Here is a 24,956-nt window from a genome sequence, read left to right as displayed (position 1 = left end):
ATTCAATATCCCTGGCAGTCCCTTAAACGAATGGATGAAAATACTTTGTTTAAAAAGAACGTTTTAGTCAAATTGTACATACTCTGTCTGATCTTATTTTTAATTGCTTTATTTACAGCTTATTTTTATACAGATCCCGCTTCAAATGTAAATAATCTAAATCGAAATATCCGTCCGGATTTTTTTCAGATTTTCTTTAATAATATTAAAGTAGCGAGTCTGCTTGTTTTTTTAGGCCCGTTGACGCTGTCACTTGGCACGATTGCAGTTTTAATTATTAATGGATTCATTTTAGGAAATGCCATAGGAAACATCAAAGACAATTTAAACCTTTTACTGCTTGTTATACCCCATGGAATAATTGAAGTCCCGGTATTGCTTCTTGCAGCTTCTGTAGGAATGAAATTAACTTTGGATTTATTACTCCTCAAAATAAATTTAAAATTCACTTTTAAATATATTGGTATTATATTTCTCGGTTTAATGATAGCAGCTATGTTAGAAACATTTCTTACACCTATCTTTATAAAAGGAGTCTCTTAGGATTATGCAAATTGAATTATCTTCATTTAAGGACCGAAACATTAATTTTTTGTCCTCATTTTTGTTTTATATTATCGGGTTAGCTTTTTATTTAAGTTCCCTATTGCCTTTTATGAAAAGTTTAATTCCCAAAAACATCCCTATACAAGTTGTTGAGCAAGTAAAACATTTAGATTATATCATTGCGATAGCCGCACTGTTTCTTTTAATGTTCGGGGTGATTTTTGAAGGATTTGTACTATTTCTCATTATAAATTTTCTTGGCGCTCAAATTAAGATTAAAACCTTTTATTCCCTATTTATGTTTTCTAACATCCCGGTCGCAATTAAGTTTTTTCTTATATCATTCAAAAACATTTTCGCAGAACATCCAAATACTAGTTTATTTTTCACAAGTAATCATTTGATTTTTTCTATCTTTGATTTGTTCAATATTGCCTATTTATTTCTTTTGTTTATTCTTCTGAAATGGAGAACAAGTTTGAACTACCTGACAATCTCAGTTTTTATTTTTACGGCATTCCTGTATAGAATGTTTTTTTAGCATATATAAATAAACCCCCTCAATAGGGGTTTTTCTTTCATTTCGTTCACTGTATACAATTCCTTTTATATGCTTCCGAAACAATACCCACTCTAGTACTCACATTCCACTTTTTACAGAGACCGGCTATGATATATTCGACATTACGCTGCGAGTAGTTTAATGACTTAGCGATCTCTTTATTAGGTTTTTCAGCAATTATCAGTTTAATTACAGAAATTTCAATCTTTTTTAATTCCAATTCATTTTCTACTGCTGTTTTCATTCTAACTTCCTTTCTAAAAATGTATTTACTAAATAATACCCTATTATATAATTTTTATCAATAACATCAATTATTAATAGTAAAATAATATAGCTTTTACTAACTTCTAAGTAGTTTATATACAATATAAAAATCCCCCGCCATGTTTCAAGCGGGGGAAATTCTTTCTATTTCACAAACCCAAGCAGCATTTCACGAATCATCTTGCTTGCCGTGTTTGCGGTTTGTTCTGAGTGGTCATAGACCGGCGCGACTTCTACGAGGTCAGCGCCTTTTACGCTGACTTCTGAGCGCGCGATTTCATGGATGGACGCGAGCAATTCTTTAGACGTGATGCCTCCTGCGTCAACCGTGCCCGTTCCCGGCGCATGAGCGGGATCAAGAACGTCGATATCGATGGTGACATAAACAGGGCGTCCCGCAAGCTGCGGCAGCACTTTTTTCAGTGGCTCAAGCACTTCAAACTTAGAAATGTGCATGCCGTTTTCTTTCGCCCATTCAAATTCTTCCTTCATTCCGGAACGGATGCCGAATGAAAATACGTTTTGCGGCCCGATGAGCTCGGCCGCTTTGCGGATCGGAGTAGAGTGGGAAAGCGGTTCGCCTTCATAATCCGTGCGCAGGTCGGTGTGCGCGTCAAAATGAATGATGGCAAGGTCCGGAAATTTCTTATACATGGCTTTTATGACAGGCCATGATACAAGGTGCTCCCCTCCCATGCCGAGCGGGAACTTTCCTTTTTCTAAAATGCTGTCCACGTATTCTTCAATCATATCAAGGCTTCTTTGCGGATTGCCGAACGGAAGCGGAATGTCGCCGGCGTCAAAGAAATTCAAATCAGCTAAGTCACGGTCGAGATACGGGCTGTATTCTTCAAGACCGATAGACACCTCGCGGATTCTCCCCGGGCCGAATCGTGAACCCGGACGGTAGCTGACCGTCCAATCCATCGGCATGCCGTAAAGGATGGCGTCCGCCTCTTTCCAGTCGGGGCGGCTTGCGATAAATACTTTTCCTGAATATGCTTCATCAAACCTCATGATAAAACCCTCGCTTTCCTGTAAAAAAGCGCAAGATTCGCTCCTGCGCCGTACGTTTTTATTTGATTAAGTCGCTCACAAATTTCGGAAGAACAAATGCCGCTTTGTGAAGCTCTTTCGTGTAATATTTCGTGTCGATGTCAAAGAAACGGCTGTCCTCCACTTCAAGCGGATCGTACTTTTTAGAACCGATCGTAAATGTCCACAGGCCGCTCGGGTACGTCGGGATATTAGCCGTATACAGGCGGGTGATCGGGAAGATTTCTTTCACGTCACGCTGAACGTTTGTAATCAGTTCCGGTGTAAACCACGGGTTGTCCGTCTGCGCGACGAAGATGCCGTCTTCTTTTAACGCCTTGGAAATTCCGGCATAGAAGCCTTTTGAGAACAGATTGACGGCCGGTCCGACCGGTTCTGTTGAATCAACCATGATGACGTCATACTCATTCTCTGATTTCGCGATGTGCATGAAACCGTCATCGACTCTCACGTCGACGCGCGGATCATCAAGCTTGCCCGCAATGGACGGAAGGAATTTTTTAGAGTATTCAATAACCTTGCCGTCAATGTCGACAAGCGTCGCTTTTTTTACGCTTGGGTGCTTCAGAATCTCTCTGATGACACCGCCGTCTCCGCCGCCGACAACGAGGACGTTTTCCGGATTCGGGTGCGTAAATAACGGAACGTGCGCAACCATTTCATGATAGACAAATTCGTCTTTTTCAGAAGTCATGACCATTCCGTCTAAGAACAGCATGTTGCCGAATTCTTCTGTCTCCACCATTTCCAGATGCTGAAATTCCGTCTGTTCCGTATGTAATGTTTGTTTCACCTTTAATGTAATGCCGAAATTCTTCGTCTGCTTCTCCGTATACCAAAGCTCGCTCAATTGTCATCTCCCTTTCAAGGCTTATTTCATTTATTGTAAGCGTCTGTATCGCTTTTATTCCGGTTAAAATCTCATTTTCACCTAAGGAAAAAGTATAGAGGATGGAGGGGAAAAAGTAAAGAAGTGTCCGGTTTGATATGTTTAAAAAACCCCCTTTTTTCACATAATAATAGAATCATGAAAAAGGGGGTTCCCAAAAGTGGATAAAGTATCTGGAAAACAGCTCAGAATCACATTCAAAATCATCCGCGCCTGCATCTTTCTGACACTGATCGGCGGAATGCTGGCCGGCGTCTGCTTCACATCCGTTCTTCTTGCAGCGAAATGGCAGGGGGCCCCCTCCGTCCGGGTTCCTCAGTCTACGATTCTTTATGCAAATGACGGCTCAAAGCTAGGTGAGACCGATTTCGGGGAAAAGCGCTACTGGGTGCGGTTAAAAGATATCAATCCGATAGCGGTGCAGGCCGCCATTGCGGTGGAGGATCAAAACTTTTACAACCACCACGGTTTTGATTACCGGCGGATGGCCGCCGCCGCGCTGGCTGACATAAAGGCAATGGCCAAGGTTCAGGGCGCAAGCACCATCACCCAGCAATACGCGAGAAATCTCTACCTTGAGCATGATAAGACATGGAAACGAAAATGGAACGAAGCATTTTACACGATCCGCCTTGAACAGAACTATTCTAAAAACGAGATTTTAGAAGGTTATGTAAATACGATATATTACGGCCACGGCGCATATGGAATTGAAGCCGCCTCGCGCCTGTATTTCGGCAAACACGCCAAAGATCTGAACGATGCGGAAGCCGTGCTTTTGGCGGGCATACCGAAAGGCCCGTCCGGCTATTCGCCATATGTCAGCGAAAAGAAGGCCAAACAGCGCCAGGAAACCATTCTCCGACTGATGATCGGCCAAAAAATGATCTCAAAAGAAAAGGCGGAAAGGCTTAAGAAAACGCCGCTTGCCTATCAGCCGCTGAAAAACAGAACCGCGGCGAAAACGGCGCCTTATTTTTACGATGATGCGATGAAAGAACTCGAGAAAAAGCTAGGCATGACGCGCGAACAGCTGGCAACGAGCGGATTGCGTGTTTATACGACGCTTGATAAGCGCATGCAGCGGATTGCGGAAAACACTGTGGCACATACGATCCGTACCGGCTCTGACATTCAGGTCGGCTTTTCCGCGATTGATCCGGCAACAGGGCGCGTGCTTGCGCTTCTCGGCGGACGTGACTACGAAAAAAGCCCGTTTGACCGGGCGACACAGGCGAAACGGCAGCCGGCTTCCACGATCAAGCCGCTTTTGTACTACAAAGCGATTCAAAGCGGCTTTACACCGGTCACGCTGATGAAAAGCGAAGCCACAGAGTTCAAGATTGACGACAACGGAGATACTTATTCTCCAAGCAATTACAACGGCTACTACGCCAATAAACCGATTACGCTGCTTCAGGCGCTTGCATTATCAGACAACATTTATGCCGTGAAGACCCATCTCTTTCTCGGCATGAATAAGCTCGTGTCGGCGGCAAAGGAATTCGGCATCAGCGAACATTTAAAGCCTCTTCCGTCTCTGGCGCTCGGAACTGAACCCGTGCGCCCGATTGAGATGGTTAATGCCTACGCGATGCTCGCAAACGGGGGAAAACAAATCACCCCTTCCTTTATCACAAAAGTGACGGATACCGCCGGCAACGTCTTGTATGAACAGCCGCGCGGACATCAGCAGACGCTTGATAAAAAAGCCGCTTTTGTGACGGCGAGCATGATGACGGGCATGTTTGATCAGGATTTAAACGGCTATACTTCCGTCACGGGACGCACCATTTCGGACCGGCTGACCCGAACCTATGGCGGTAAATCAGGCACGACCAGCGCAGACAGCTGGATGATCGGCTTTAACCCGGCTCTTGCCGCCGGTGTATGGACAGGCTATGACAAAAGCAGCACGATTGATTCAGTAGAGGAAAAAAGCTATGCGAAGACGATTTGGGCGGACTTTATGGAGAAGGCGCTCGAAGGAGAACCGGAAATAGCGCTTAAACCGCCGAAGGGCGTCACGGGCGTCTATATCGATCCCGCTTCCGGCTACACTTCGGGACCCGGCTGCGCCGCAAAGCATTATACGTATTTCATCGCAGGCACTGAGCCCGCGGATGTGTGCTACGGACCGGAACCTTCTAAAAAAGAAAAGGAACACGCCCCCGCCCGCAAAGAAGCTCCGCGCAAAAAGTGGTGGGATAAGTGGCTCGGCAAAAAAGACTGAGCCCGGTGCATTGCGCGCCGGGCTTTAATCCGCGTCTTCCTCAAGCACCCATGGGAGCAAGAGTGAAAAGTCGAGATGGATAATAGGGTCAGGAAAACCCTTCGGTATAAAAAATGTTGTACTCGGCAATGAAAACGAAAAGCGGATATCTCCCGCCCTCTCGATATGAAACTTCGGCCAGCCTTCCCTAAGCCTGCCGACAATCGGATAGCTGCCCGCATAGTGATGCAGGCCGTTTTCCTTTCCATGCTCCCCCAAGTCGTGACAGACAGCCGGACGAATCCCAAACTGCGTAAACAATCTTGTTATCTCGGCGGGAAGGAGATTCACCGCCTCGGAAAAGTTCCGGCAGCTCCCGCAATCGCAAGGATCAGGCCATGATTTTTCGTATTGTTTTCTCGTTTCCGCCGCATCTGCTTCAATGACCCATGGCCCGATTTCAAAGACGGTGAACATGATGAAACCTCCGCGTAAACATGAAAAACCCCGAGTCTTGGTTCGGCTCGGGACTTTCCATGTCCTGATTCTGTATCAACAGTTTACTCAGTACAATTGCAAAATAGTGCAAATATTTATAAAGTTCACAAAAAGTTCACAAATTATTTTTCTTCCGGAAGCAGACCTGTTTTCAATTCATCGGATGAACGTTCCCAGAGCCCTTGGTCATGCTTCTGCAGATATTCAGCAAGCACCTGCTTTGAGCTGGCGTCCATTTTGTCCACGATAATGCAGCGTTTCATTGATTTATCCATTAAATTCACATGCTCCGGCAATGACTTATAGCCTCTGCGGATACTTCTGTCCACGGTCATTTCACAAGCCGTCACACCCGCGTAATAAGGGCCTTCTTCTTTTCTGTCGATGGTGACCCACACGAGCCAGTACGGTTTTCCGTTCGGCACTTCATCTTTGTTCGGCAGGAATTTGATGCCTTTTTCAACGACACTGCGGGCATGCATGGCGCCGATGTCAACGAAGGCTTCCTTCTCTTCCACATCGACAAATACCGGAGAAATATTGTCAAGGCTCAGCGCCCCGGCGCCAAAACCGCCATGTCCGTCGGTCGGATCACTTTTAATAATATTAAATCCGATTGTTTTCTTCTTTTTTTCTTCCATGAAAATACCCTCCTACAAAAGCGGTTGAAATATAATGGCAAATACCTTGAGAATCCAGTCTCTCCCCTCGCTTAACAGCGGCCACACGACATAGGAGCCGACCGGTGTCACAAACAGCACGAGAAACACGATAATCCCGTAGCTCTCAAACTGAGTCATTTTGGCGCGCACCCCCGGCGGCACGAGATCCTCAATAATCCGGTAGCCGTCAAGCGGAGGAAGCGGCAGCAGGTTGAATAAACACAGCGCGAGATTCAGCTGAATCCAAATAGAGAAAAAGCGGTCAAGCCCCATGCTGAATGCAGAAAGCAGCTCCATTCCGTAAGCATGCATCAACACTAGCAAAAAGAAACCGATAAAGGCAAGAAGCAGGTTGCTTACAGGCCCGGCGACGGAAACCAGCACTCCCGCCAGCCGCGGTCTTTTAAAGGCGCGGCGGTTCACCGGCACCGGACGGGCCCAGCCGAAACCCGCGACCAAAATTAGAATCGTTCCGAAAACATCAAGATGTTTAATCGGATTGAGCGTTAATCTGCCCTGTCTCGCCGCGGTATCGTCTCCGAACCGATACGCGACATACGCGTGCGCCAGTTCATGCATCGTAAATGCCACAATCAGCGTAATCACGACATAGGGCATAAGCTCCAGCGGATAATATAAAAATCTGTCCAAATGTAAAAATCCCCTTTTTTAAAAAATGCAAGATTGTCCTTCATTCAGTATACTATAAGTGACCTCTCTTCCAAAGAGAGGAAACGATAAAGGAGGATCAGCACCATGCCGCTCGTAACCGTTAAAATGCTTGAAGGCCGCACAGATGAACAAAAACGGAATCTGGTTGAAAAAGTGACAGAAGCCGTAAAAGAAACGACAGGCGCAGCCGAAGAAAAGATCATTGTCATGATTGAAGAAATGAGAAAGGATCATTACGCCGTCGCCGGCAAACGGATCAGCGATACGGAGTAATCCTTGATAACGGCCGGCGCTGCTATGTCAGGCCGGCTTATTTCATTACTTTTTCAACGAGGCTGAAAAAGGTATTCTTTTCTTCTTCTGTTAATGCCTCGAACAGCTCGTCAATGAGCATCTGCCGGTTTTCAATCATTTGCATGGCCGCCATTTTTCCCGATTCGGAAAGCGTCATCCATACCGTGCGTCGGTCTTCGTTATTTCTCGACCTTTCCACGAAACCCTCTTTTTCTAAGTGATTCAGAGCGGTTGTCGTGGCTGAAGGCGATAATGTGACTTCCTGCAATATATCTTTAATCGTGCACGTGCCATGTCGGTAAATAATCCTGAGAATAAATCCTCTGATATTGTTTATACTCTTCGGAATTGTCGCCTCATCAAGCTTTTTCGTGCTCTTTAAATATTTCGTGAGCGCGTAATCCAGTACATTTGCTTGCAATATATCGTGCTTCATGCAGAAACTCCCCATTTCAAGATGCATCCATCATCATTGTTTGTTTTTTATTACATTTTACTGATACCTTACGGAGAAAGTCAAAATTCCCGCCGGAAAGCCCACAACTTTTATCCTGCCCTATACAGACTATTATCTCCTGCTTTTTTACCCATCCATTTTATGCAATGCTGGTTTTATAGACATGATTCAGGTAAAATCATTAAGGGTGACTGCGTTTGACGGAAAGGATAATCTGATCGGATGCGGCAGACAATATGACTGGAAAAGAAACGGAACAGACGGGGAAACAGAACACAGGATTGTCGATTACACAGAAGATGTGACACGGGTAAAAGCCAAAGAGGCCCTCTTGGCTTTTACTTTTGGATGGAGGGATGCGTGTTGCGGAATATCCTACAAAAAAAAGACATCACCCAGCTGCTTGAACAAAGCAGAAACAGGCAGACTGCCAAAACGATGGGTGGATTTGATTTAACATTACTGGGCATCGGCGCCGTCATCGGGACGGGCGTCATGGTTCTTACAGGCATTACGGCCGCGAAAAACGCCGGGCCTTCCGTAATCTTTTCTTTTATCATTGCAGCCGTTGTCTGCAGCCTTGCAGCATTATGTTACGCCGAAATCGCTTCTGTTCTCCCAGTTTACGGAAGTGCCTATATTTACTCTTACACTACCATGGGAGAAATTGTCGGCCATTTAATGGGCTGGACGCTCTTATCCGTTTATATGGTGACGGCGTCGGCGGTGGCAAGCGGCTGGTCAAGTTATTTTAATAATCTGTTAGCCGAAATCGGCATGCCTTTGCCGGACAGTCTGCTGCACGTGCCGAGCCAGGGGGGCATCGTCAACCTTCCTGCCATCATCATTACTCTATTAATTGCCGTCGTTCTGTCACGCGGCTCTAAAGAGAGCAAAACCTTTAATAATATAATGGTTCTCGTAAAAATCGGAATTGTTTTGCTGTTTATCATCACAGGAAGCTTTTTTGTAAAGCCGGGCAATTGGCATCCTTTTATGCCTTTTGGAATCAAAGGCGTCATTACGGGGGCTTCTGCCGTCTTTTTTGCGTTTCTCGGATTTGACGCGATTTCCGCTTCGGCTGAAGAAGTCAAAAAACCGCAGCGCAACCTGCCGATCGGTATTATCGGTTCACTGGTGATCTGTACATTGGTATACGTCATCGTCTGTCTCGTCATGACGGGGATGGTTCCGTATTCACAGCTTAATGTGCCGGAAGCCATGTCTTATGTGTTGCAGTCTGTCGGACAAAACGCTGTGGCGGGCGTTATCGCTGCCGGTGCGGTGATCGGACTGATGGCCGTCGTTCTCGCCCATACCTATGCGGCGACCCGTATATCTTTTGCGATGGCAAGAGACGGAATGCTGCCGAAAGTCTTTACCATTGTCGGAAAGAAATCGGGAGCGCCGATCTTTAATACGTGGCTGATCGGACTGATCAGCGCCTGCATCGCGGGTTTTGTAGATCTGAAAGAGCTGTCGGATCTCTCAAACATCGGCGCGCTATTGACATTTGCCATGGTCAGTCTGTCCGTGCTGATTCTGCGCCGCACCCATAAGGATCTGCCGCGGGGATTTAAAGTGCCTTTTGTACCCGTTCTGCCGATTTTGGCCATTATCTGCTGTTTGTTTTTAATGGTCAATCTGCCGCTGAAAACGTGGCTTTATTTTGCCGTCTGGCTGATCATCGGCGTCATCGTTTACTTTTTATATTCGTACAAGCACAGCAAATTGAGACAATAAACAAAACCAGGCCCGCTTTATCGCGGCCTGGTTTTTTCATCAAAAAAGACGAAAGCCATCGCCTTTAACAAATGTGTTTCAGCTCTTCTATGTAGTGAAGCGCCTCATCATATTCTTCATCCGTATATTTCTGTTTGCTTTTTATCGTAAACACTTTCTCTTTCTTTTCCTCAGCTTCAAGGCCGTCAAAATACAAAATCGTAGACACCAGCTCCAAAAACCGGGATGAGCGGCTGTTGACGCTGTCGATGTACTTCTTCATATCCGGCATCGTAAGCTCCGCATGATGTAAAAACTCGGCTCCCGTCTCCGTCAGCGAGTACCGGTATTGAAAGTAGCCGCCCTTTTTTTCCTTCACCTCATCCAGAAACCCAAGATTGCACAGCTCTTCAATTCGAAGCGTCAGTTCTTCGGAATACGGGCCGTAAAAATGAAAATCATATTTTTCGTAGAAAGGATACTGCATTTTCTTCGCGATATAAATGATTTTCTGCAGCTTTTTCCGCCCGATGATTTCTCCAGAATCCGAGAACACCTTCATCAGTTTTGCATGTTCTTTCAACAAATTCCCGACATCTCCTTTTCCTTCTTTACCAAAATCCTTCTATGTCAGTCCCAGCAGCTGCCGGATTTTTAATTTTGCTTCAGGGTTTTCTGAATCGTCACAAATGAGGTCCATCGGATAGTAGAGCTTATGGTCCGTCCGGCGTTTGCCCGAAATGGATTCGACAATGGCGGACTGCCTGGACAGCTCTTTGATCTGGCCGTTCTGCGTTAACAGGTGAATCGGCAGACGCTCCTCCTCTTCACCCGGCCGGTAAAAATCATACGGCAGATCCGATGAAGAATCGACCACTAAATAGTAATTGGGATCAATTCCCGCCTCTTTAAACAGAGCGGTCAGTTCAAAATAAGCCGACATTTCCTCATTGGGGTTAAATTCGGCATATTGAAACAGCTGGCGGTTAATGAAGCGGCGGCACAAGTCGGACAGAATCGGGTCCTCTTCTTCTTCCCAAGCCTGGAAATAATATAAAATGATGGCTTCATCAAGCTTCAGATAATCCGCAAGCGTCAGCTTCCCTTCAAAAATGGAATAAAAATGAACGGGAGCATGAGTGAATATATACCCTTCTTCATGGAGCTGCTTCGCACGGTGGAGAATTTTCGTCAATATGACTTCAGCGCTTCTCGTCACGGGATGAAAATACACCTGCCAGTACATTTGATAGCGGCTCATAATATAGTCTTCGACGGCGTGCATGCCGCTTTGCTTAATGACGATTTGGTCCTCTCGCGGACGCATCACCCTTAAAATCCGTTCCATATCAAAATGTCCGTAGCTGACGCCCGTATAGTATGCGTCCCGCTGAAGGTAATCCATCCTGTCGGCGTCAATCTGGCTCGAAATCAGGCTGACCACCTGTTTGTTTTTGTATGTTTTGGCAATGACTTCGGCAACATCCTGCGGAAATCCCGGTCCCGCCTTTCTGAGAACCTGATTCACCTCGGTGTCGCCGAGAATGATTTCCCTCGTATAGTCTTCATGATCCAGATGAAAAACCTTTTCAAAGGAATGCGAAAACGGCCCATGTCCCAAATCGTGCAAAAGCGCGGCGCTGAGACAGAGTTCGCGTTCATTGTCATCCCATTCAGGACGCCCTTTAAAAACATCATCAACCATTCGTCTGACAATCTCATAGACGCCGAGAGAATGGTTAAAACGGCTGTGTTCCGCGCCGTGAAACGTCAAATACGTCGTACCGAGCTGTTTGATCCGGCGCAGCCGCTGAAATTCACGGGTGCCGATCAAATCCCAGATCAGCTTGTCCCGCACATGAACATAGCGGTGAACGGGATCTTTAAACACTTTTTCTTCTGATAATTTTCCGTTTGGATACGCCATCGTCATTCCCTCTTTTTTTTAGCCGTGATTCTATTATATCGGCTCTGTAATTTGAAAACATCCTTGAATTTGTCCGGCGTTTTGTTCCAGTTTTCCGTCATTGATTTTTTGAAGCAAAAAAGCCTGACCCATCGGGCGAGGCTGTCGTAAAATACACATTTACTTTTTGATCTTCTTTTTCACTTTCTCAATCAGCTCATCCTCAGTCGGCGCCGACAGCGGGCGGTTGTTTACGAAAGCAAACGATTTTTTGCGTCCGGGCCCGCAATATGACTGACATCCGACCTCCACTTTTGCATCCGGGTCAGCTTCTTTCAAACGCGGCAGCAATGTCTTAATATTGGTGGCCTGGCAATCATCACACACTCGGAATTCATTAGCCATGATGTACGCTTCCCTTCATTCAATGTTCCTCTATGTTAAATCTTAATTTTAAAAACGAAAAAAATCACATCACATCTCATTGTACAAGGATTCATCTTATCCTGCAAGGCTCTGCGTATCTCTCATTCTTTCAGCCAATTTGTATAAATATTTTCCAATCTGGACATTCTAATACCATCAAAGATATTGGGGGTTGAGAACATTGACAAAACAAAGACAGGACGCCTGGTCGGAGGAAAATGACCTGCTGCTTGCGGAAACCGTGCTCCGGCACGTCCGGGAAGGAAGCACGCAGCTGAACGCCTTTGAAGAGGTAGGCGATAAATTAAACAGAACGTCGGCAGCGTGCGGTTTCAGATGGAATGCCGTCGTCCGCCATCAATACGAAAAAGCGCTTCAGCTCGCCAAAAAACAGCGCAAACAGCGGATGCGCGCGCTCGGAAACGGCCAGCCGGCAAAGAAGAAACTATTATATCAGCCGCCTGCGCCGGATGCGGACATCATGCAGGAAACCGCAGCCGAAGAGACGGTTCAAACGGAAGCGCCAAAAGAGGATCGGCAAGCCGTCATGTCCGGCGAACATATGCCTTATGTCGATGAAAGCTTCAAGGAAGAGTTAGCTAGTTTATCACATTTGCTGGCGCCTCAGCAGCCGAGCCAAAAGGCGGAGCTTACAATGGCAGACGTCATTCAATTTCTGCAGAGCTATGAAGGAAGCGGAAAGCAAACTTCCGCCCTGCAAATGGAAAATGACCGTTTAAAACGGGAAAACCAAGAACTTCAGTCTAAAACCGAGCAGCTGGAAGCGGCCGTCGAAAAGCTTGAAAAAGATCAAAAAACCATTCAGGAAGACTACGAAACCTTGGTGAAAATTATGAACAGAGCCAGAAAACTAGTTTTATTTGAAGACGACGAACATGCCTCTCCGTCCTTTAAAATGGACCGGAACGGCAATTTAGAAAAAATGGCCGAATAACGAAAAAACCCCTTTCCTTGTCATGGAAAAAGGGGTTTTTACCATTTGTCAATGACGCGCATCCTGATCTATATTAATGTAAACATTGTTCAGGAGGCCTTCTTCCCGCAAGGGCTGCGCATCTCGGTCCCCGCCCGCACATAAGCATAAAGATTCAATTCCTCACCCCAAATGGTTCTTGGGAATTATTGATCGATTAGCTACTGTGCAATACACTGTATAGAGAATACAATTATTAGATATGATGGGAATGATAGTAAATGAGTAGCCAATTACGAAAAGGAGCGTTGGAACTTTGTGTGTTGTCCCTGCTTCTTTATGAAGATTTATATGGTTATGAATTAATCAAGATCATAAGTGAAACGTTCCCTGTATCGGAGGGCACCATCTACCCCATATTACGAAGACTTACAAAAAACAACTATTTAAAAACGTATACAGCAGCTTCCGATCAAGGCCCGTCACGCAAATATTACAAAGTAACAGAAGAAGGCGCCTTATATCATCACACATTAAAATCGGAATGGCTTGACCTGTCCGAAAAAGTGAACAGCATCATTAAGGAGGGAAAATGAATGTGTAAAGACCAATATTTAAAACATCTCCGGCGGGAAATAAAAGATCTGCCGGAACTTGAGCAAAAAGAGATACTCGCCGATATCGGCGAAATATTCCAAATGGGCGGCGCTGAAGGAAAAAGCGATGAACAAATCGCCGGCAATTTAGGAAATCCCAAAACACTTGCGCGCGCCTTAAAAGCGGATATTTTCATCAGTGATGCCGAGGAGCAGAAAACATGGCGCTCCTTTTTCAAAGCATTCGGCCTGATGCTGGGGATGGGCATGTTCAACTTCATGTTTATGCTGACACCGTTTCTTTTTGCCTCTGTTGCGGTGTTAAGTTTGATGGCGATCGGCCTGATGCTGATGACCGGATCATTCTTTCTCCTTGTAAAAGTGCCGATTATAACAGCCATTTTTAACGGGTGTATGGTTCTTGGAGCGGGTATGGCGGTGTTTATGGCCGGATTTGATCTTTCGAAACTGATATTCCGCATCTTTTTGCGCTATTTCAAATGGAATGTCAGCGTTGTAAGGAGGGAAACCATTGAATCGAAAAATGTGGTATAGCATTGCTCTCATTTTAATCGCTGCCGGCCTGATCGGAAGCATGTTCTTCGGTTTTGACGGCTTTTACCCTAAATCATAAGGAAGGTGTGCAAATATCATGACTGAACCAGCCCTGATATTAAAAGATGTCTCCAAAACAATCAATCATACCCCTATTGTACAGTCAATTTCTTTCGATGTGAGAAAAGGCGAGATATTCGGCCTTTTAGGGCCGAACGGCTCAGGAAAAACCACTATTTTCAGAATGATCGTACAGCTTATTAAAAAAACAGAAGGAGCCATTTCATTCAGAGGCAGACCGGACAGCGACTTTGAATATTTTATGAGACATATCGGGGTTATCATTGAAGGCCCGGATATGTATCCGAATATGACCGCTTTGCAAAACCTAAAATATTTTACTAAACTGCGCAGCACCTCGCTGCGAACGGATGACCTTATGAATACCCTTGCAAAAGTCGGACTAGAGCAGGCTGCCCGCAAAAAAGTGAAACATTTCTCATTAGGCATGAAACAGCGCTTGGGGCTCGCTTATTCTCTTCTTCACAATCCCGGATTATTAATTCTGGATGAACCGATGAACGGCCTCGATCCTAAAGGAATGAAAGAATTGCGCACCATTCTTTCCGATTTAGCGAAGCAAGGGGTTTCCATTTTATTATCAAGCCATTTATTGTCGGAAATGGAGGAGATTTGCGATAGGGTTGCCTATATTAAAAAGGGACGGATTTTAGGAATTGAAGACATGAAGAACAGACATGACCTTGGTCAGAAAAAGCTGTTTACCGTCACGGTCGATCATCCGGCAAGGGCGAAAGAAATATTAGAGCAGGACGGTATTCTTCAAGTACAGCAAAAAGACAGCCGCATCATTGAATTGGAAGCGGAAGAAGATACCATCCCGTATGTCATTAAATCTTTGGCAGAGAAAGAGATTCTGATTTCCCGCGTTTCTGCAAGAACTTTGTCATTGGAAGAGAAATACATGATGATTACAGATCAGGAGGACGCGGTATGAGCATATTTCATCTGGCGCAGAACGAATTCATAAAAATAACCCGAAAAAAAGGCACACTTTTATCTCTTTTTTTCCTGTTTCTCATCGTTTTGCTGGCCGGCCTTATTATGAATCATGAGTTAGATGCTTCCTCGGATAACAATTGGAAAGAACGGCTTCTCGCCGAAAAAAAACAGGAAGAAATTGATAAACCCGCTGAAACGACAGGCGTTTATTATTCTGCTGATGTTAAGAATAAAGACTATTATTTGGAGCATAACATCAACCCTTATGAATGGAACGGCTGGAGGTTTTTCGGCACGGTTACTTCAAACGGGCTTGAGATTTTCGTCAGCTTGACCGCGATTTTAACCGTCAGCGGGGTTGTTTCTAAAGAGTTTGCCCTTGGGACGATTAAATTTATCGCTACAAGCCCGAACCGAAGATGGCGGATTTTAACATCGAAATTTCTGGCCTCCCTTCTGTTTACCGGTATGATTTACTTATTTTACTGTGTGAGCTGTTTGCTGATCGGCGGCGTGTTATTCGGTTTTTCCAATGCTTCATATCCGCTCGTCTATACTCATTTAAATGACAGTCTGTATACCATCAGTTCAATAAAAGCATCCGGAATCATTCTGCTTTTGCGTTTCATATCAATTATTAGCATTGTCACCATTGCGTTCACTTTGTCAGTATTGTGCAAAAGCCAGGCGCTCTCCCTTTGCTTATCGATTTTACTGCTGTTTGCCGGCAGTATATTGGGCGGAACTGATTTGCTTGCCCAATTTACGTGGTATAAATTTACGCTCTTTCCGCATTTAAACCTCGTTGCTTATGTAAATAAAAGCGCGGGTGATGCGATTTCAACGTTAAACATCCCCTATTCCATGACGGTTATAGCGATCTACTTTCTTATTTGTTTATTGATTTCTTTTTCCGTCTTTCAAAAGAGAGACATTACAGCATAGACAGAGAGGCGGCGGCATAATGAGCGGACGGCAGGAAATACTGCCGGTCCAGCAATTTGCCGCTGACCGCCCCTCGATCCATCGCTAATGGATTCAAATAACCGAAGCTCCCGCTGCTTCGCTGCTGAAAGCGTAGAAATTCCCGCCCTTCCCGTATAAAAAGCGCCTCATCGAATCGGAGAAATTTCATAATGGCAGTGTATTTTGCAACGGCGTCAATGTGATACTTTCTGCACTCGGCTAACATTAAACCTGAAAAAGCAAAGTCTGATGTTTTGTACCATTCCGTGAGAAAAGGCTGCAATTCATTCATTTGCAAATAAGTGACGGCATAAAGGGCATCCGCCTGCTCTTGCTGGATGCTGCCCGGTGCCATGAGCAAATCGGCCTCACGTTTCATCCCGGTTTCTAAGAACACGATCAGTTCTTCCGGAGTCACCGCCCCAAAATAAGCCCCTAACACCATGAGGATCATAGAGGAGGGCTCTGATTTCAGTTCCTCTTGTAAACCGCGGACTATTTGTTCAAGTCCGTTATGAAAAAAGATGCTTTTTGCGGCATCTATCCTGCGGTACACATGATACGCATACGCGAACAGGACCGGATGGCATTCGTGTGTTTTTTCTCCGAAATAACGGTCTAGGAATAGAATAACTTCTTCTGTATCCTTTCTGCTTTCAAAACGATGACATGCCGCTAAACCGCAAAACAGGTGCATGAGATCATCTGCTTCCATTTCTTCCGGCTGCAGCTGAATGTTCTTCCAAAAACCCAGCAGCCATTCTTCTGTTTTTTTTATATGAAAATGTTCCTTGACTATCTGCATGTTCCACACTCCAGATTCAGAATCTCAATCGCCGGCAGAAGAGCCGGAGCACAATGAATAGATGGATTCTCGTTATTTATATGATGAAGAGCCGCTTGACAGCCATAAAAAAATGGATCGATACACGATTGGATAAATAACATATTGCACAGCTGTTTCATTTTTCGGCTGCCGAGACAAAACACAAGCCATTTTTGAATGGACGCCTTCAAGCCGGGATGAAGCAGATGCTCTCCCTCATTCAAATGAAGAAGACAGTACTCGACAAACTCCAGCTCGTTTTCAGCTGTTCTTTTCCATGCGTCATGGAGCAAAGGCTGAAACATCGAATTCTTGTAAAAGCGCACTTTTTCATGGTCAGTTGACATTCCCAGCTCGCTCAGCAAACCGACGAATTCGGCGTATTTAAAATAAGGCCATTCTTTTTTTATAAGATAGCCGTTTTGCAATCCGTGACGTATGACCTGATCATCCGAATCCATTCCCTGCTTCTTTTTATAAGCTTTTGCCGTTAAATAGATATGAATCAACTCATTGACAATGGCCGTGTTACAGTGAAACAGATCTTCCCAGCATGACTTATCAACGAAAGCGGAGGCAATCCTTTCAGTATGTTCTTTTACAGCGGAAGAATGGCTCGTCTTCCTGTAGTACTTGCAGAAGCCGGCAAACAGCTGAATGCTCTTTTGATCCGGAAGCGATTGTTCAGCAAAAGATAATAAAAATTGATCTGTCTCTTCAGCTAATCTATTCAAGTTAATCGTTCCTTTCTGCTCTAAGACAGGCATGCGCGGCACCAGCGGCGACAAGTGTTGTATGATAGCAATGTTTGAACACATCTTCTCTTCGCTGTTCACCTGTCAAACCGGGTTTATGTTGATAGGTGATGCTCGGGACATTCCCCTCTTTCATTCGGCCCTGATAGATTTTATTCCAGGCTGCTTCATAGAGCGGTTTATGGTTGTCCTTATCCATGTTGATATGTAAAAAAGAGCTGCACATTAATAATTCACTGGTAATATCTAAATTCTCAAGACAGATATAGATCCCGAGAAATTTCAGGACCTTTTCTTTTAAGGACGGCAGATGATACTCTTTATCCGTAAGCGAAGAACATCCCATGTCTGTTATATAAAAAATCGTATGAGTGATGCTGTACGCATCATGATCCGTCATATATGTATTTGGGATATCCTGACCAGCTGCTGTGCAGTGATATAAGTCAGAAAAATCCGTTATTTCCGAGGTTACGCCTGCTCTTTGCAGACTGTACTTCAGATCCATTTTCCGAAAGGGAACTTTAGCAAGGCTGCAATCAAAACGCGCTGCCGTGAATTTTTCCAGCTCCCATATCACCGAAGCCCGTGACGGGTGATCAGTCAAGGTAAGAAATTCACCCGCAATAGCCAATCCGGCGAGACCGTCCGGATCAAAATGAATAAATTCTTCAAGCTGATCATTACGGAGCCTTTCTGTAATAAACTCCGTTAAAACAGCAACTTCCTTATCATCTGCCTGATTTCTGATCAGGTAATTGGTAAGAAAAATGAGTTCTATAAATGTTTTAAGGCGCCACCTGAAATCATTCGCTACTTTATGATTCATATCAAAATAATGGATATTTTTAACAATCCATGACAGTGCTCCCCGCTTAATTTCTCTTATATACTCTTGTGTCACACTCTCACCGCCTCGTCTCAGATGTGTAGGCTCCAAACAGTGATTATCCTACTTTTGAGCGGCTAAATCAGAGAAATTCAAATTCGGGTTTTGATTGTCTTCTTGGCTCGGCACTACAAGCACCCAGCCGCTCCAAGCGAAAGAATTGCCTGATTGTTCCGCATCTCCGGCTAACAAATGTGTCGGGATCGTGATTCTTTTTTCTTCTTTTATTTTTTTAAAGTTCATATCTCCATCTCCTTCAGTTTATAGAATTATTTGGAACCTACATAAATATATTAATCAAATAAGGTATATAATGTAAACTAGTTTTGATATAACGATTCTTTTTCACTATAACTAAATAGTATATAATTACCAAAAACAAAAAAGCCCGGACTTAGTCCAAGCTTTCCTGCGTGCCGAACACCTTCTCATTCCGTTCCAGCATTCGGGTCAGATTTTTTTCAAATACCATTTCCTCTTCCGGCGATAATCCGGCTGCATACAGGCGTCCGCTGAGTTCCTTCAGTTCAGTCAAAAGCGCCAGCATTAAGTCCTGCACGGTAATGTCCGTTTGCAGCAATTCGCTTAATGAAGCCATCGTTTCGGGCCGGATATCGGGATATACGCCTTTTGTATCGTTGCTTTTGTCTTTTAAAGCGGCTTGATAGAAACGTCTGATCAGATCGGCGCGTTCGCTTCCGCTTTTATCGGCGCAGAGGTAAATCTGAACCGCGGTTCCGCCCCGCAGGCGTCTTTGTGAGATTCCCGCGAATTTTCGTCCGCCGATGCTGAGATCATAGCTGCCCGGACAGTACGATCCTTTAATTTCATATGCTTCAATTTCGGCATGGTGCGGACGCAGCATCCGCCGCACCAGCTCTGTCATCGCCTCGTAGCCTCTGTCGATGTCGATGCCTTTTTTCTCGTCTTCAAAAATAAGCGAGATATTCAATACGCCTTCGTCCAGTACGACGGCGAGGCCTCCGGAATTGCGGACAATGACACGGTAGCCTTCGTCCTCCAGCAATTTCACGCCGTCCTCTAAAAACGGCAGGCGCGTGTCCTGAATGCCGAGCACGATCGTCCGGTGGTGCACCCAAGAGCGTGCCGTCGCAGGCGATTCCCCTTTGCCTACGGAGGCGCACAGCGTATCATCCATTGCGAATGACTGCTTCGCATCAAAATAAGGGCCGAGGCTGGATTGGTCAATGATTCTCCAGCTCGGCTGCATCAGTAAATCAATCGGTTGCTTTCCCATCTATATTAAATCCCTTCCGTCATAGGCTTTCCATGCATTTATTATATCACTCCGCTTGTGATGATTGAAATTGGCTTTTCAAAAGAGCGATGAAGATTTCTTTGTTTTTTGTGTTCTCCATAATGGAAGATTGGATGATAGACAGTTTCCGTTTTAAGGAGAATCCTTTTATCTCAAGCACGGAAATGCTGCCGTGAAGCAGATCCTTTTGCAGCACGCTTTTTGACAGTACGGAAAGACCCATTCCGCTGATCACGGCTTCTTTGACGCCCTGGTTGCTGCTGATCGTCATCATGGATTTCGGCCGCAGTCCGTTTGATTGAAGCACGTGGTCTAAATATTCCCTCGTTCCCGAACCCTTCTCCCTCGTCACCCACGCTTGATTTTGCAATTCGGCAGCCGGGATGTTTTTTCTGCCGGCGAGCGGGTGTCCGTTCGGTGCGGCAATGCACAATTCATCCTCCATAAACGGCTGAATGTCGAGCTCGTTTTTCCCCGTATGCCCTTCAATTAATCCGATATCGGCTTGAAGCATCCGAACCGCTTCGCTGACCTCCTCCGTGTTTCCGATCATGACGTCCAGATTCAGCTCGGGATACTCGTCATGAAGCTTTGCGAGAAGCGGCGGCAGAATATATTCGCCGATGGTAAAGCTCGCGGCGATTTTTAGCTTCCCTTTGACATAATGATGATGGGCGTAAATTTCGGATTTCGCCTGTTCGTACAAAAAGACCATCTGCTTGGCGCGCTGATAGAGAATGTCCCCCGTCGGCGTAGTCGTAAAGTGCTTCGGAGAGCGGTTCAGCAAGGCGGTTTGAAATTCTTTCTCCAGGTTTTTAATGTGAAGGCTGACGCTCGGCTGAGAAATCATCAGCTTCTGCGCCGCCTTTGTAAAGTTTTTTTCTTCCACGACGGCAATGAATGTTTTCAGTTCCCCATAATACAAAAAGCATCGCCCCTAATCATTATTTTTCCTAATCGTTTAGATCATATAAATATATTTTACTAATGATTGAGACCGCAGTAAAGTGGAGTTATCAAGATAATGGGAAGTGACTGAGATGAAGATGGTAAAAGGTGTTTCAGTTACCGCAGGAATTGCGTTTGCGGCTTTCTATGTCAGCCGCCTGCCGTTTTTGCATATGCTCGGGATGCTTGTCCTTGCCATGCTGATCGGCATGCTTTGGCGCGCCGTATTCGGACAGCGGGCGGCATTAGAGCCGGGGATCGCGTTCTCAAGCAAATACTTGCTGAAAGCAGGCATCATCCTGCTTGGTATGAGACTGAATCTGGCGGATATCTATCATGCGGGCTGGCACGTATTTGCAATTGCCGTCTGCTGTATGATGTTTGCGGGTGCCGTTGTATACGGACTGTCCCGGCTGTTCCGTATAGATCAGACACTCAGCACGCTGACAGCCTGCGGCACAGCGATCTGCGGAGCGGCTGCCATTGCCGCGATCGCGCCGCAGATCAGATCAAATGAAAATGCAGCCGCCATCAGCGCGGCCGCCGTTTCGTTATTAGGAACCGTTTTTACTGTTGTATATTCTCTTGCTTATCATGGATTGGGCTTTTCTCCTGCGGCTTACGGAGCCTTTTGCGGGGCAACGCTTCACGAGGTGGCGCATGCGGCGGCGGCCGGCAGCGCCGGAGGAAAAGCAGCCGTCGAGATGGCGGTGATCGTCAAACTGACCCGGGTCGCGCTGCTCGTCCCGGCCGCATTCATGCTCGGAATGCGGGCGCGCCGCAGCGGAAAGTCAAAGACGGCTTCTGCCGCTTCGCTCCCCATCCCTTGGTTTATCTTCGGATTTCTCGGAATGAGCGCCATCCATACATCAGGCGTTATTTCAGCTTCGTTTTCCGCGTTTCTTGTTCAAGTGTCTTATGTTTTCATCGGCATGGCGATGGCGGGTCTCGGTTTGAAAGTCCATATATCGGCGTTTCGTCATAACGGCTGGCGGGCGCTCGCAGCAGGCTTGATCGGTTCTCTCTGTTTGTCCCTGTTCGGCTGGGCCGCAGTGACGTTCTTTCTATAAAAAAATGCCGGCCCTCGTAAAGGCCGGCTTTTGCGGATTACAGCGCTTGAGCAGCCGTAATTAACGCAAGATTGTAGACGTCTTCCGCATTACATCCTCTGGAAAGATCGTTTACAGGCATATTTAATCCTTGCAGAATCGGTCCGACCGCTTCAAAGCCGCCTAAGCGCTGAGCGATTTTGTAGCCGATGTTTCCTGCTTCAAGGCTTGGGAATACAAATACATTCGCGTCTCCTTTAATGTCGGAGTCCGGCGCTTTTTTCTCCGCGACAGACGGCACAAATGCAGCGTCGAATTGGAATTCGCCGTCAAGCGTAAGCTCAGGCGCTTTTTCCTTCGCAATTTTCACGGCTTCAGCCACTTTGTCCGTCTCGTCTGATTTCGCCGATCCTTTTGTAGAGAAGCTGAGCATGGCAACGCGCGGGTCAATGTCAAACATTTGAGCCGTATTGGCGCTTTCAATGGCGATTTCGGCAAGGTCCTGGCTGTCAGGAGCAATGTTGATCGCGCAATCAGCGAACACATACTGCTCGTCACCGCGGGCCATGATGAAGACGCCTGATGTTTTTTTCACGCCTTCTTTTGTTTTGATGATTTGCAGTGCAGGGCGCACCGTATCAGCAGTAGAATGTGCAGCTCCGCTGACAAGTCCGTCTGCGAGACCTTTGTACACAAGCATTGTGCCGAAATAGTTTTCGTCCAGCAAAGCTTTGCGGGCCTGTTCTTCCGTCGCTTTGCCTTTGCGGCGTTCTACGAAAGCCTGAACGAGTTCTTCCATGCCTTCATATGTATGCGGGTCAAAAATGTCCACGCCGTCAAGCGTAAGATTTAATTCTTTCGCTTTTGCTTGAATGTCTTCTTTATTGCCGACTACGATCGGCTTTAATACCTTGTTGCCCGCCAAGTTGTTGACCGCAACCAGGATACGTTCGTCCAACCCTTCAGGAAATACGATTTTCACATCTTTTCCTGCGACTTTTTCTTGTACTTTTGTAAATAAATCTGCCACGATATACCCTCCTCTATGTTGACAAAAAACGCTTACTTTTACAGCATACTCTTCTTCCAGCTAAATTCAAATAACCAACTTCTATTATAGCGCTTTCAAAAAGAAATCTTATTTTTCTAACTAATTTAATTGACGGTTTGTTTCACGGCTTAGTTTCTGACACAAGGCTTCGGATTATTCAAGGTTTCTCCACAGCCGAAACGGTTAAACTGTGATATAGTGAAGGCATCAATGTAATGAAAAGATATAGGAGTGAAGATACATGAGTGAGCAGCAAAAAACGAACGAAGCCGCCCAAACGCTTGACGGCTGGTACGCGCTTCACGATTTCCGCACAATGGACTGGACGTCATGGAAGATGTTATCCAGCGATGAGCGCCTGTCGATTATTCACGAATTTACGGGACTGCTTGAAAAATGGGGCGTCGCCCAAAAAGAAGGCAAAGGCTCGCAAACGATCTACAGCATCGTCGGACAGAAAGCTGATTTTATGCTGATGATTCTTCGCCCGACAATGGAAGAGCTGAACGAAATCGAGCTTGAATTTAACAAATCAAAGCTTGCTGAATTTACAATCCCGGCTTATTCTTACGTGTCCGTGGTTGAGCTGAGCAACTACCTCGCAAGCGGAGAAGGCGATCCGTATGAAAATCCGCATGTCCGCGCCCGCCTGTATCCTGAGCTGCCGGAAGCGAAATACGTCTGCTTCTATCCGATGGATAAAAGAAGAAACGGCAATGACAACTGGTACATGCTTTCTATGGATGAACGCAGAAACCTGATGAGAAGCCACGGCTTGATCGGACGGAGCTATGCCGGCAAAGTCAAACAGATTATCACGGGATCTGTCGGTTTTGACGATTACGAATGGGGCGTCACGCTCTTCAGCGATGATGTGCTTCAGTTCAAAAAACTTGTTTACGAAATGCGCTTTGATGAAGTCAGCGCGCGCTACGGCGAATTCGGTTCATTTTTTGTCGGAAACCGCTTGTCTCTCGACACGCTTCCGAAGTTTTTGCACGTGTAATAACCACCCGCCTGTCCGGCGGGTTTTTTCTTTGTCAGAATTTAATTAAAATTTGCTATTTTTATCATTTTTTTTTACGATGTAAAGGAGATTCCATTTTGGTAAAGGGGTGCAGACAGTTGTCAAAACGAACCGCATTTATTATGGGAGCCAGTCAGGGGATCGGCAAAGCGATCGCTCTGAAACTGGCGGACAATGGCTTTCATACCGTCATTAATTCACGAGTTCCCGAAAATATCGAATCGGTAAAAGAAGAGATCCTCGCCAAACATCCGGATGCGGGCGTCACCGTTCTGGCCGGGGATATGTCGGACCAGAAGACAAGAGCCGGCATTTTTGAAGAGATCAGATCACAATGCGGACGGCTTGATGTATTGATCAACAACATTCCGGGCGGCTCGCCGGATACCTTTGAAAACTGCGATATAGAGGATATGACAAATACCTTTACGAATAAAACAATCGCCTATATCGACTCTATGAAAACGGCCGCAGCAATCATGAAGCAGCACGAATTCGGCAGAATCATTAATATCGTCGGAAACCTATGGAAAGAACCCGGCGCCAATATGTTTACCAACAGCATGATGAACGCCGCTTTAATTAATGCCAGCAAAAACATCGCCATTCAGCTTGCGCCTTTTCACATTACTGTCAACTGTCTGAATCCCGGGTTTATCGCCACAGACCGTTATCACCAATTCGTGAAGAATGTCATGAAGCAAAACGGCATTTCTAAAGCGGAAGCGGAAGAACGGATTGCCTCAGGCGTCCCGATGAAGCGTGTCGGAACTGCGGAAGAAACCGCGGCGCTGGCTGCCTTTCTTGCCTCTGAAGAAGCCTCCTATATTACCGGACAGCAAGTATCAGCCGACGGCGGCAGCATGAAAAGCATATAATAAAAACATCC

At 45.7% G+C, this 24,956-nt stretch carries 29 protein-coding genes; 12 read left to right on the top strand and 17 right to left on the bottom strand.

Going from position 1 to position 24,956, the window contains the following annotated elements; translation table 11 throughout:
* Positions 1–30: 30 nt before the first annotated feature.
* Positions 31–543, top strand: coding sequence for a stage II sporulation protein M (locus BZ167_RS11480; protein WP_031378560.1), 513 nt, complete (start codon positions 31–33; stop codon positions 541–543).
* Between the two features lie 590 nt (positions 544–1,133).
* On the opposite strand, the gene BZ167_RS11470 is transcribed toward BZ167_RS11480, so the two are convergent.
* From BZ167_RS11470 to speE, 3 genes are all read right to left on the bottom strand, one after another.
* On the bottom strand, positions 1,134–1,352 hold the full coding sequence (locus tag BZ167_RS11470; protein WP_003151056.1) for a helix-turn-helix transcriptional regulator: 219 nt from the start codon (positions 1,350–1,352) through the stop codon (positions 1,134–1,136).
* A gap of 167 nt (positions 1,353–1,519) precedes the next feature.
* Positions 1,520–2,392: an agmatinase gene (gene speB / locus BZ167_RS11465; protein WP_007407646.1), complete on the bottom strand. Its 873-nt coding sequence runs from the start codon at positions 2,390–2,392 to the stop codon at positions 1,520–1,522.
* A gap of 58 nt (positions 2,393–2,450) precedes the next feature.
* Positions 2,451–3,281, bottom strand: a complete 831-nt coding sequence (gene speE / locus BZ167_RS11460; protein ID WP_003151052.1) for a spermidine synthase — start codon at positions 3,279–3,281, stop codon at positions 2,451–2,453.
* A 199-nt stretch (positions 3,282–3,480) separates the two neighbouring features.
* On the opposite strand from speE, the gene BZ167_RS11455 reads away from it, so the two are divergent.
* A complete protein-coding gene (locus tag BZ167_RS11455) occupies positions 3,481–5,553 on the top strand; it encodes a transglycosylase domain-containing protein (RefSeq protein ID WP_033574377.1) in 2,073 nt (690 codons plus the stop codon).
* 24 nt (positions 5,554–5,577) lie between these two features.
* On the opposite strand, the gene BZ167_RS11450 is transcribed toward BZ167_RS11455, so the two are convergent.
* From BZ167_RS11450 to BZ167_RS11440, 3 genes are all read right to left on the bottom strand, one after another.
* A complete protein-coding gene (locus BZ167_RS11450; protein ID WP_015418444.1) occupies positions 5,578–6,009 on the bottom strand; it encodes a hypothetical protein in 432 nt (143 codons plus the stop codon).
* A gap of 143 nt (positions 6,010–6,152) precedes the next feature.
* Positions 6,153–6,671, bottom strand: a complete 519-nt coding sequence (locus BZ167_RS11445) for a YwhD family protein (protein ID WP_015418445.1) — start codon at positions 6,669–6,671, stop codon at positions 6,153–6,155.
* Positions 6,672–6,683: 12 nt separating this feature from the next.
* Entirely contained in the window at positions 6,684–7,343 is a 660-nt protein-coding gene (locus tag BZ167_RS11440; RefSeq protein ID WP_012118691.1) for a site-2 protease family protein, read from the bottom strand.
* Between the two features lie 105 nt (positions 7,344–7,448).
* Between BZ167_RS11440 and BZ167_RS11435 the strand changes: the two genes are divergently transcribed.
* Positions 7,449–7,637, top strand: a complete 189-nt coding sequence (locus BZ167_RS11435) for a 2-hydroxymuconate tautomerase (RefSeq protein WP_003151042.1) — start codon at positions 7,449–7,451, stop codon at positions 7,635–7,637.
* Between the two features lie 37 nt (positions 7,638–7,674).
* On the opposite strand, the gene BZ167_RS11430 is transcribed toward BZ167_RS11435, so the two are convergent.
* Positions 7,675–8,094 carry a MarR family winged helix-turn-helix transcriptional regulator gene (locus tag BZ167_RS11430; protein ID WP_012118692.1) on the bottom strand — a complete coding sequence of 140 codons (420 nt, stop codon included), beginning with the start codon at positions 8,092–8,094 and terminating at the stop codon, positions 7,675–7,677.
* A gap of 384 nt (positions 8,095–8,478) precedes the next feature.
* Between BZ167_RS11430 and BZ167_RS11420 the strand changes: the two genes are divergently transcribed.
* Positions 8,479–9,858 carry an amino acid permease gene (locus tag BZ167_RS11420; RefSeq protein WP_032865071.1) on the top strand — a complete coding sequence of 460 codons (1,380 nt, stop codon included), beginning with the start codon at positions 8,479–8,481 and terminating at the stop codon, positions 9,856–9,858.
* 64 nt (positions 9,859–9,922) lie between these two features.
* Here the strand turns inward: BZ167_RS11420 and BZ167_RS11415 are convergent, their stop codons facing one another.
* From BZ167_RS11415 to BZ167_RS11405, 3 genes are all read right to left on the bottom strand, one after another.
* Positions 9,923–10,423 carry a YwgA family protein gene (locus BZ167_RS11415; protein ID WP_007407653.1) on the bottom strand — a complete coding sequence of 167 codons (501 nt, stop codon included), beginning with the start codon at positions 10,421–10,423 and terminating at the stop codon, positions 9,923–9,925.
* Between the two features lie 39 nt (positions 10,424–10,462).
* Entirely contained in the window at positions 10,463–11,764 is a 1,302-nt protein-coding gene (locus tag BZ167_RS11410; protein WP_003151035.1) for an HD domain-containing protein, read from the bottom strand.
* Between the two features lie 159 nt (positions 11,765–11,923).
* Positions 11,924–12,148, bottom strand: a complete 225-nt coding sequence (locus tag BZ167_RS11405) for a YuzB family protein (RefSeq protein ID WP_003151034.1) — start codon at positions 12,146–12,148, stop codon at positions 11,924–11,926.
* A 202-nt stretch (positions 12,149–12,350) separates the two neighbouring features.
* On the opposite strand from BZ167_RS11405, the gene BZ167_RS11400 reads away from it, so the two are divergent.
* The 5 genes from BZ167_RS11400 (at position 12,351) to BZ167_RS11380 (ending at position 16,222) form a co-directional block, all read left to right on the top strand.
* Positions 12,351–13,124 carry an RsfA family transcriptional regulator gene (locus tag BZ167_RS11400; protein WP_012118695.1) on the top strand — a complete coding sequence of 258 codons (774 nt, stop codon included), beginning with the start codon at positions 12,351–12,353 and terminating at the stop codon, positions 13,122–13,124.
* 260 nt (positions 13,125–13,384) lie between these two features.
* Positions 13,385–13,699, top strand: a complete 315-nt coding sequence (locus BZ167_RS11395; protein WP_015418447.1) for a PadR family transcriptional regulator — start codon at positions 13,385–13,387, stop codon at positions 13,697–13,699.
* Complete coding sequence (locus BZ167_RS11390) at positions 13,700–14,254, top strand: HAAS signaling domain-containing protein (protein ID WP_015418448.1); 555 nt, start codon at positions 13,700–13,702, stop codon at positions 14,252–14,254.
* Between the two features lie 97 nt (positions 14,255–14,351).
* The gene (locus BZ167_RS11385) at positions 14,352–15,272 is read left to right on the top strand and encodes an ATP-binding cassette domain-containing protein (RefSeq protein WP_020957981.1); all 921 of its coding nucleotides are present in this window, start codon (positions 14,352–14,354) and stop codon (positions 15,270–15,272) included.
* The gene (locus BZ167_RS11380; protein WP_012118698.1) at positions 15,269–16,222 is read left to right on the top strand and encodes an ABC transporter permease; all 954 of its coding nucleotides are present in this window, start codon (positions 15,269–15,271) and stop codon (positions 16,220–16,222) included. The genes BZ167_RS11385 and BZ167_RS11380 overlap by 4 nt, the downstream gene beginning before the upstream one ends.
* Here the strand turns inward: BZ167_RS11380 and BZ167_RS11375 are convergent.
* From BZ167_RS11375 to BZ167_RS11350, 6 genes are all read right to left on the bottom strand, one after another.
* A complete protein-coding gene (locus tag BZ167_RS11375; protein WP_033574374.1) occupies positions 16,212–17,048 on the bottom strand; it encodes a hypothetical protein in 837 nt (278 codons plus the stop codon). The two genes, BZ167_RS11380 and BZ167_RS11375, sit on opposite strands and share 11 nt — an antisense overlap.
* Positions 17,039–17,836: a hypothetical protein gene (locus tag BZ167_RS11370; RefSeq protein WP_020957984.1), complete on the bottom strand. Its 798-nt coding sequence runs from the start codon at positions 17,834–17,836 to the stop codon at positions 17,039–17,041. Before BZ167_RS11370 ends, BZ167_RS11375 begins: the two co-directional genes overlap by 10 nt.
* Positions 17,805–18,728 carry a DUF6895 family protein gene (locus tag BZ167_RS11365; RefSeq protein WP_031378572.1) on the bottom strand — a complete coding sequence of 308 codons (924 nt, stop codon included), beginning with the start codon at positions 18,726–18,728 and terminating at the stop codon, positions 17,805–17,807. The genes BZ167_RS11370 and BZ167_RS11365 overlap by 32 nt, the downstream gene beginning before the upstream one ends.
* A 48-nt stretch (positions 18,729–18,776) precedes the next feature.
* The gene (locus BZ167_RS11360) at positions 18,777–18,956 is read right to left on the bottom strand and encodes a hypothetical protein (RefSeq protein WP_003151018.1); all 180 of its coding nucleotides are present in this window, start codon (positions 18,954–18,956) and stop codon (positions 18,777–18,779) included.
* A gap of 151 nt (positions 18,957–19,107) precedes the next feature.
* On the bottom strand, positions 19,108–19,971 hold the full coding sequence (locus tag BZ167_RS11355) for an octanoyl-[GcvH]:protein N-octanoyltransferase (protein ID WP_007407665.1): 864 nt from the start codon (positions 19,969–19,971) through the stop codon (positions 19,108–19,110).
* Positions 19,972–20,017: 46 nt separating this feature from the next.
* The gene (locus BZ167_RS11350) at positions 20,018–20,917 is read right to left on the bottom strand and encodes a cysJI operon transcriptional regulator CysL (protein ID WP_003151014.1); all 900 of its coding nucleotides are present in this window, start codon (positions 20,915–20,917) and stop codon (positions 20,018–20,020) included.
* A gap of 115 nt (positions 20,918–21,032) precedes the next feature.
* Here BZ167_RS11350 and BZ167_RS11345 point away from each other — a divergent pair, with 115 nt between their 5' ends.
* On the top strand, positions 21,033–22,010 hold the full coding sequence (locus BZ167_RS11345) for a YeiH family protein (RefSeq protein WP_050515804.1): 978 nt from the start codon (positions 21,033–21,035) through the stop codon (positions 22,008–22,010).
* Positions 22,011–22,047: 37 nt separating this feature from the next.
* Here the strand turns inward: BZ167_RS11345 and pta are convergent, their stop codons facing one another.
* The gene (gene pta / locus BZ167_RS11340) at positions 22,048–23,019 is read right to left on the bottom strand and encodes a phosphate acetyltransferase (RefSeq protein ID WP_003151012.1); all 972 of its coding nucleotides are present in this window, start codon (positions 23,017–23,019) and stop codon (positions 22,048–22,050) included.
* 262 nt (positions 23,020–23,281) lie between these two features.
* Here pta and hemQ point away from each other — a divergent pair, with 262 nt between their 5' ends.
* Positions 23,282–24,046: a hydrogen peroxide-dependent heme synthase gene (gene hemQ, locus BZ167_RS11335; RefSeq protein ID WP_033574372.1), complete on the top strand. Its 765-nt coding sequence runs from the start codon at positions 23,282–23,284 to the stop codon at positions 24,044–24,046.
* A 119-nt stretch (positions 24,047–24,165) separates the two neighbouring features.
* Positions 24,166–24,945: an NADPH-dependent reductase BacG gene (locus tag BZ167_RS11330; RefSeq protein ID WP_007407669.1), complete on the top strand. Its 780-nt coding sequence runs from the start codon at positions 24,166–24,168 to the stop codon at positions 24,943–24,945.
* Positions 24,946–24,956: the final 11 nt, after the last annotated feature.

Source organism: Bacillus sp. 275 (assembly GCF_001999205.1).
Lineage (GTDB): Bacteria > Bacillota > Bacilli > Bacillales > Bacillaceae > Bacillus > Bacillus velezensis.
This window is presented reverse-complemented; position numbering and strand designations above follow the sequence as displayed.

Coding starts and splice junctions, on each gene's coding strand:
- BZ167_RS11480 (WP_031378560.1), top strand. CDS start 31: ATGGATGAAAATACTTTGTTTAAAAAGAACGTTTTAGTCAAATTGTAC.
- BZ167_RS11470 (WP_003151056.1), bottom strand. CDS start 1,352: ATGAAAACAGCAGTAGAAAATGAATTGGAATTAAAAAAGATTGAAATT.
- speB (WP_007407646.1), bottom strand. CDS start 2,392: ATGAGGTTTGATGAAGCATATTCAGGAAAAGTATTTATCGCAAGCCGC.
- BZ167_RS11450 (WP_015418444.1), bottom strand. CDS start 6,009: ATGTTCACCGTCTTTGAAATCGGGCCATGGGTCATTGAAGCAGATGCG.
- BZ167_RS11445 (WP_015418445.1), bottom strand. CDS start 6,671: ATGGAAGAAAAAAAGAAGAAAACAATCGGATTTAATATTATTAAAAGT.
- BZ167_RS11435 (WP_003151042.1), top strand. CDS start 7,449: ATGCCGCTCGTAACCGTTAAAATGCTTGAAGGCCGCACAGATGAACAA.
- BZ167_RS11430 (WP_012118692.1), bottom strand. CDS start 8,094: ATGAAGCACGATATATTGCAAGCAAATGTACTGGATTACGCGCTCACG.
- BZ167_RS11410 (WP_003151035.1), bottom strand. CDS start 11,764: ATGGCGTATCCAAACGGAAAATTATCAGAAGAAAAAGTGTTTAAAGAT.
- BZ167_RS11405 (WP_003151034.1), bottom strand. CDS start 12,148: ATGGCTAATGAATTCCGAGTGTGTGATGATTGCCAGGCCACCAATATT.
- BZ167_RS11395 (WP_015418447.1), top strand. CDS start 13,385: ATGAGTAGCCAATTACGAAAAGGAGCGTTGGAACTTTGTGTGTTGTCC.
- BZ167_RS11390 (WP_015418448.1), top strand. CDS start 13,700: ATGTGTAAAGACCAATATTTAAAACATCTCCGGCGGGAAATAAAAGAT.
- BZ167_RS11385 (WP_020957981.1), top strand. CDS start 14,352: ATGACTGAACCAGCCCTGATATTAAAAGATGTCTCCAAAACAATCAAT.
- BZ167_RS11380 (WP_012118698.1), top strand. CDS start 15,269: ATGAGCATATTTCATCTGGCGCAGAACGAATTCATAAAAATAACCCGA.
- BZ167_RS11375 (WP_033574374.1), bottom strand. CDS start 17,048: ATGCAGATAGTCAAGGAACATTTTCATATAAAAAAAACAGAAGAATGG.
- BZ167_RS11370 (WP_020957984.1), bottom strand. CDS start 17,836: ATGCCTGTCTTAGAGCAGAAAGGAACGATTAACTTGAATAGATTAGCT.
- BZ167_RS11360 (WP_003151018.1), bottom strand. CDS start 18,956: ATGAACTTTAAAAAAATAAAAGAAGAAAAAAGAATCACGATCCCGACA.
- BZ167_RS11355 (WP_007407665.1), bottom strand. CDS start 19,971: ATGGGAAAGCAACCGATTGATTTACTGATGCAGCCGAGCTGGAGAATC.
- BZ167_RS11345 (WP_050515804.1), top strand. CDS start 21,033: ATGAAGATGGTAAAAGGTGTTTCAGTTACCGCAGGAATTGCGTTTGCG.
- hemQ (WP_033574372.1), top strand. CDS start 23,282: ATGAGTGAGCAGCAAAAAACGAACGAAGCCGCCCAAACGCTTGACGGC.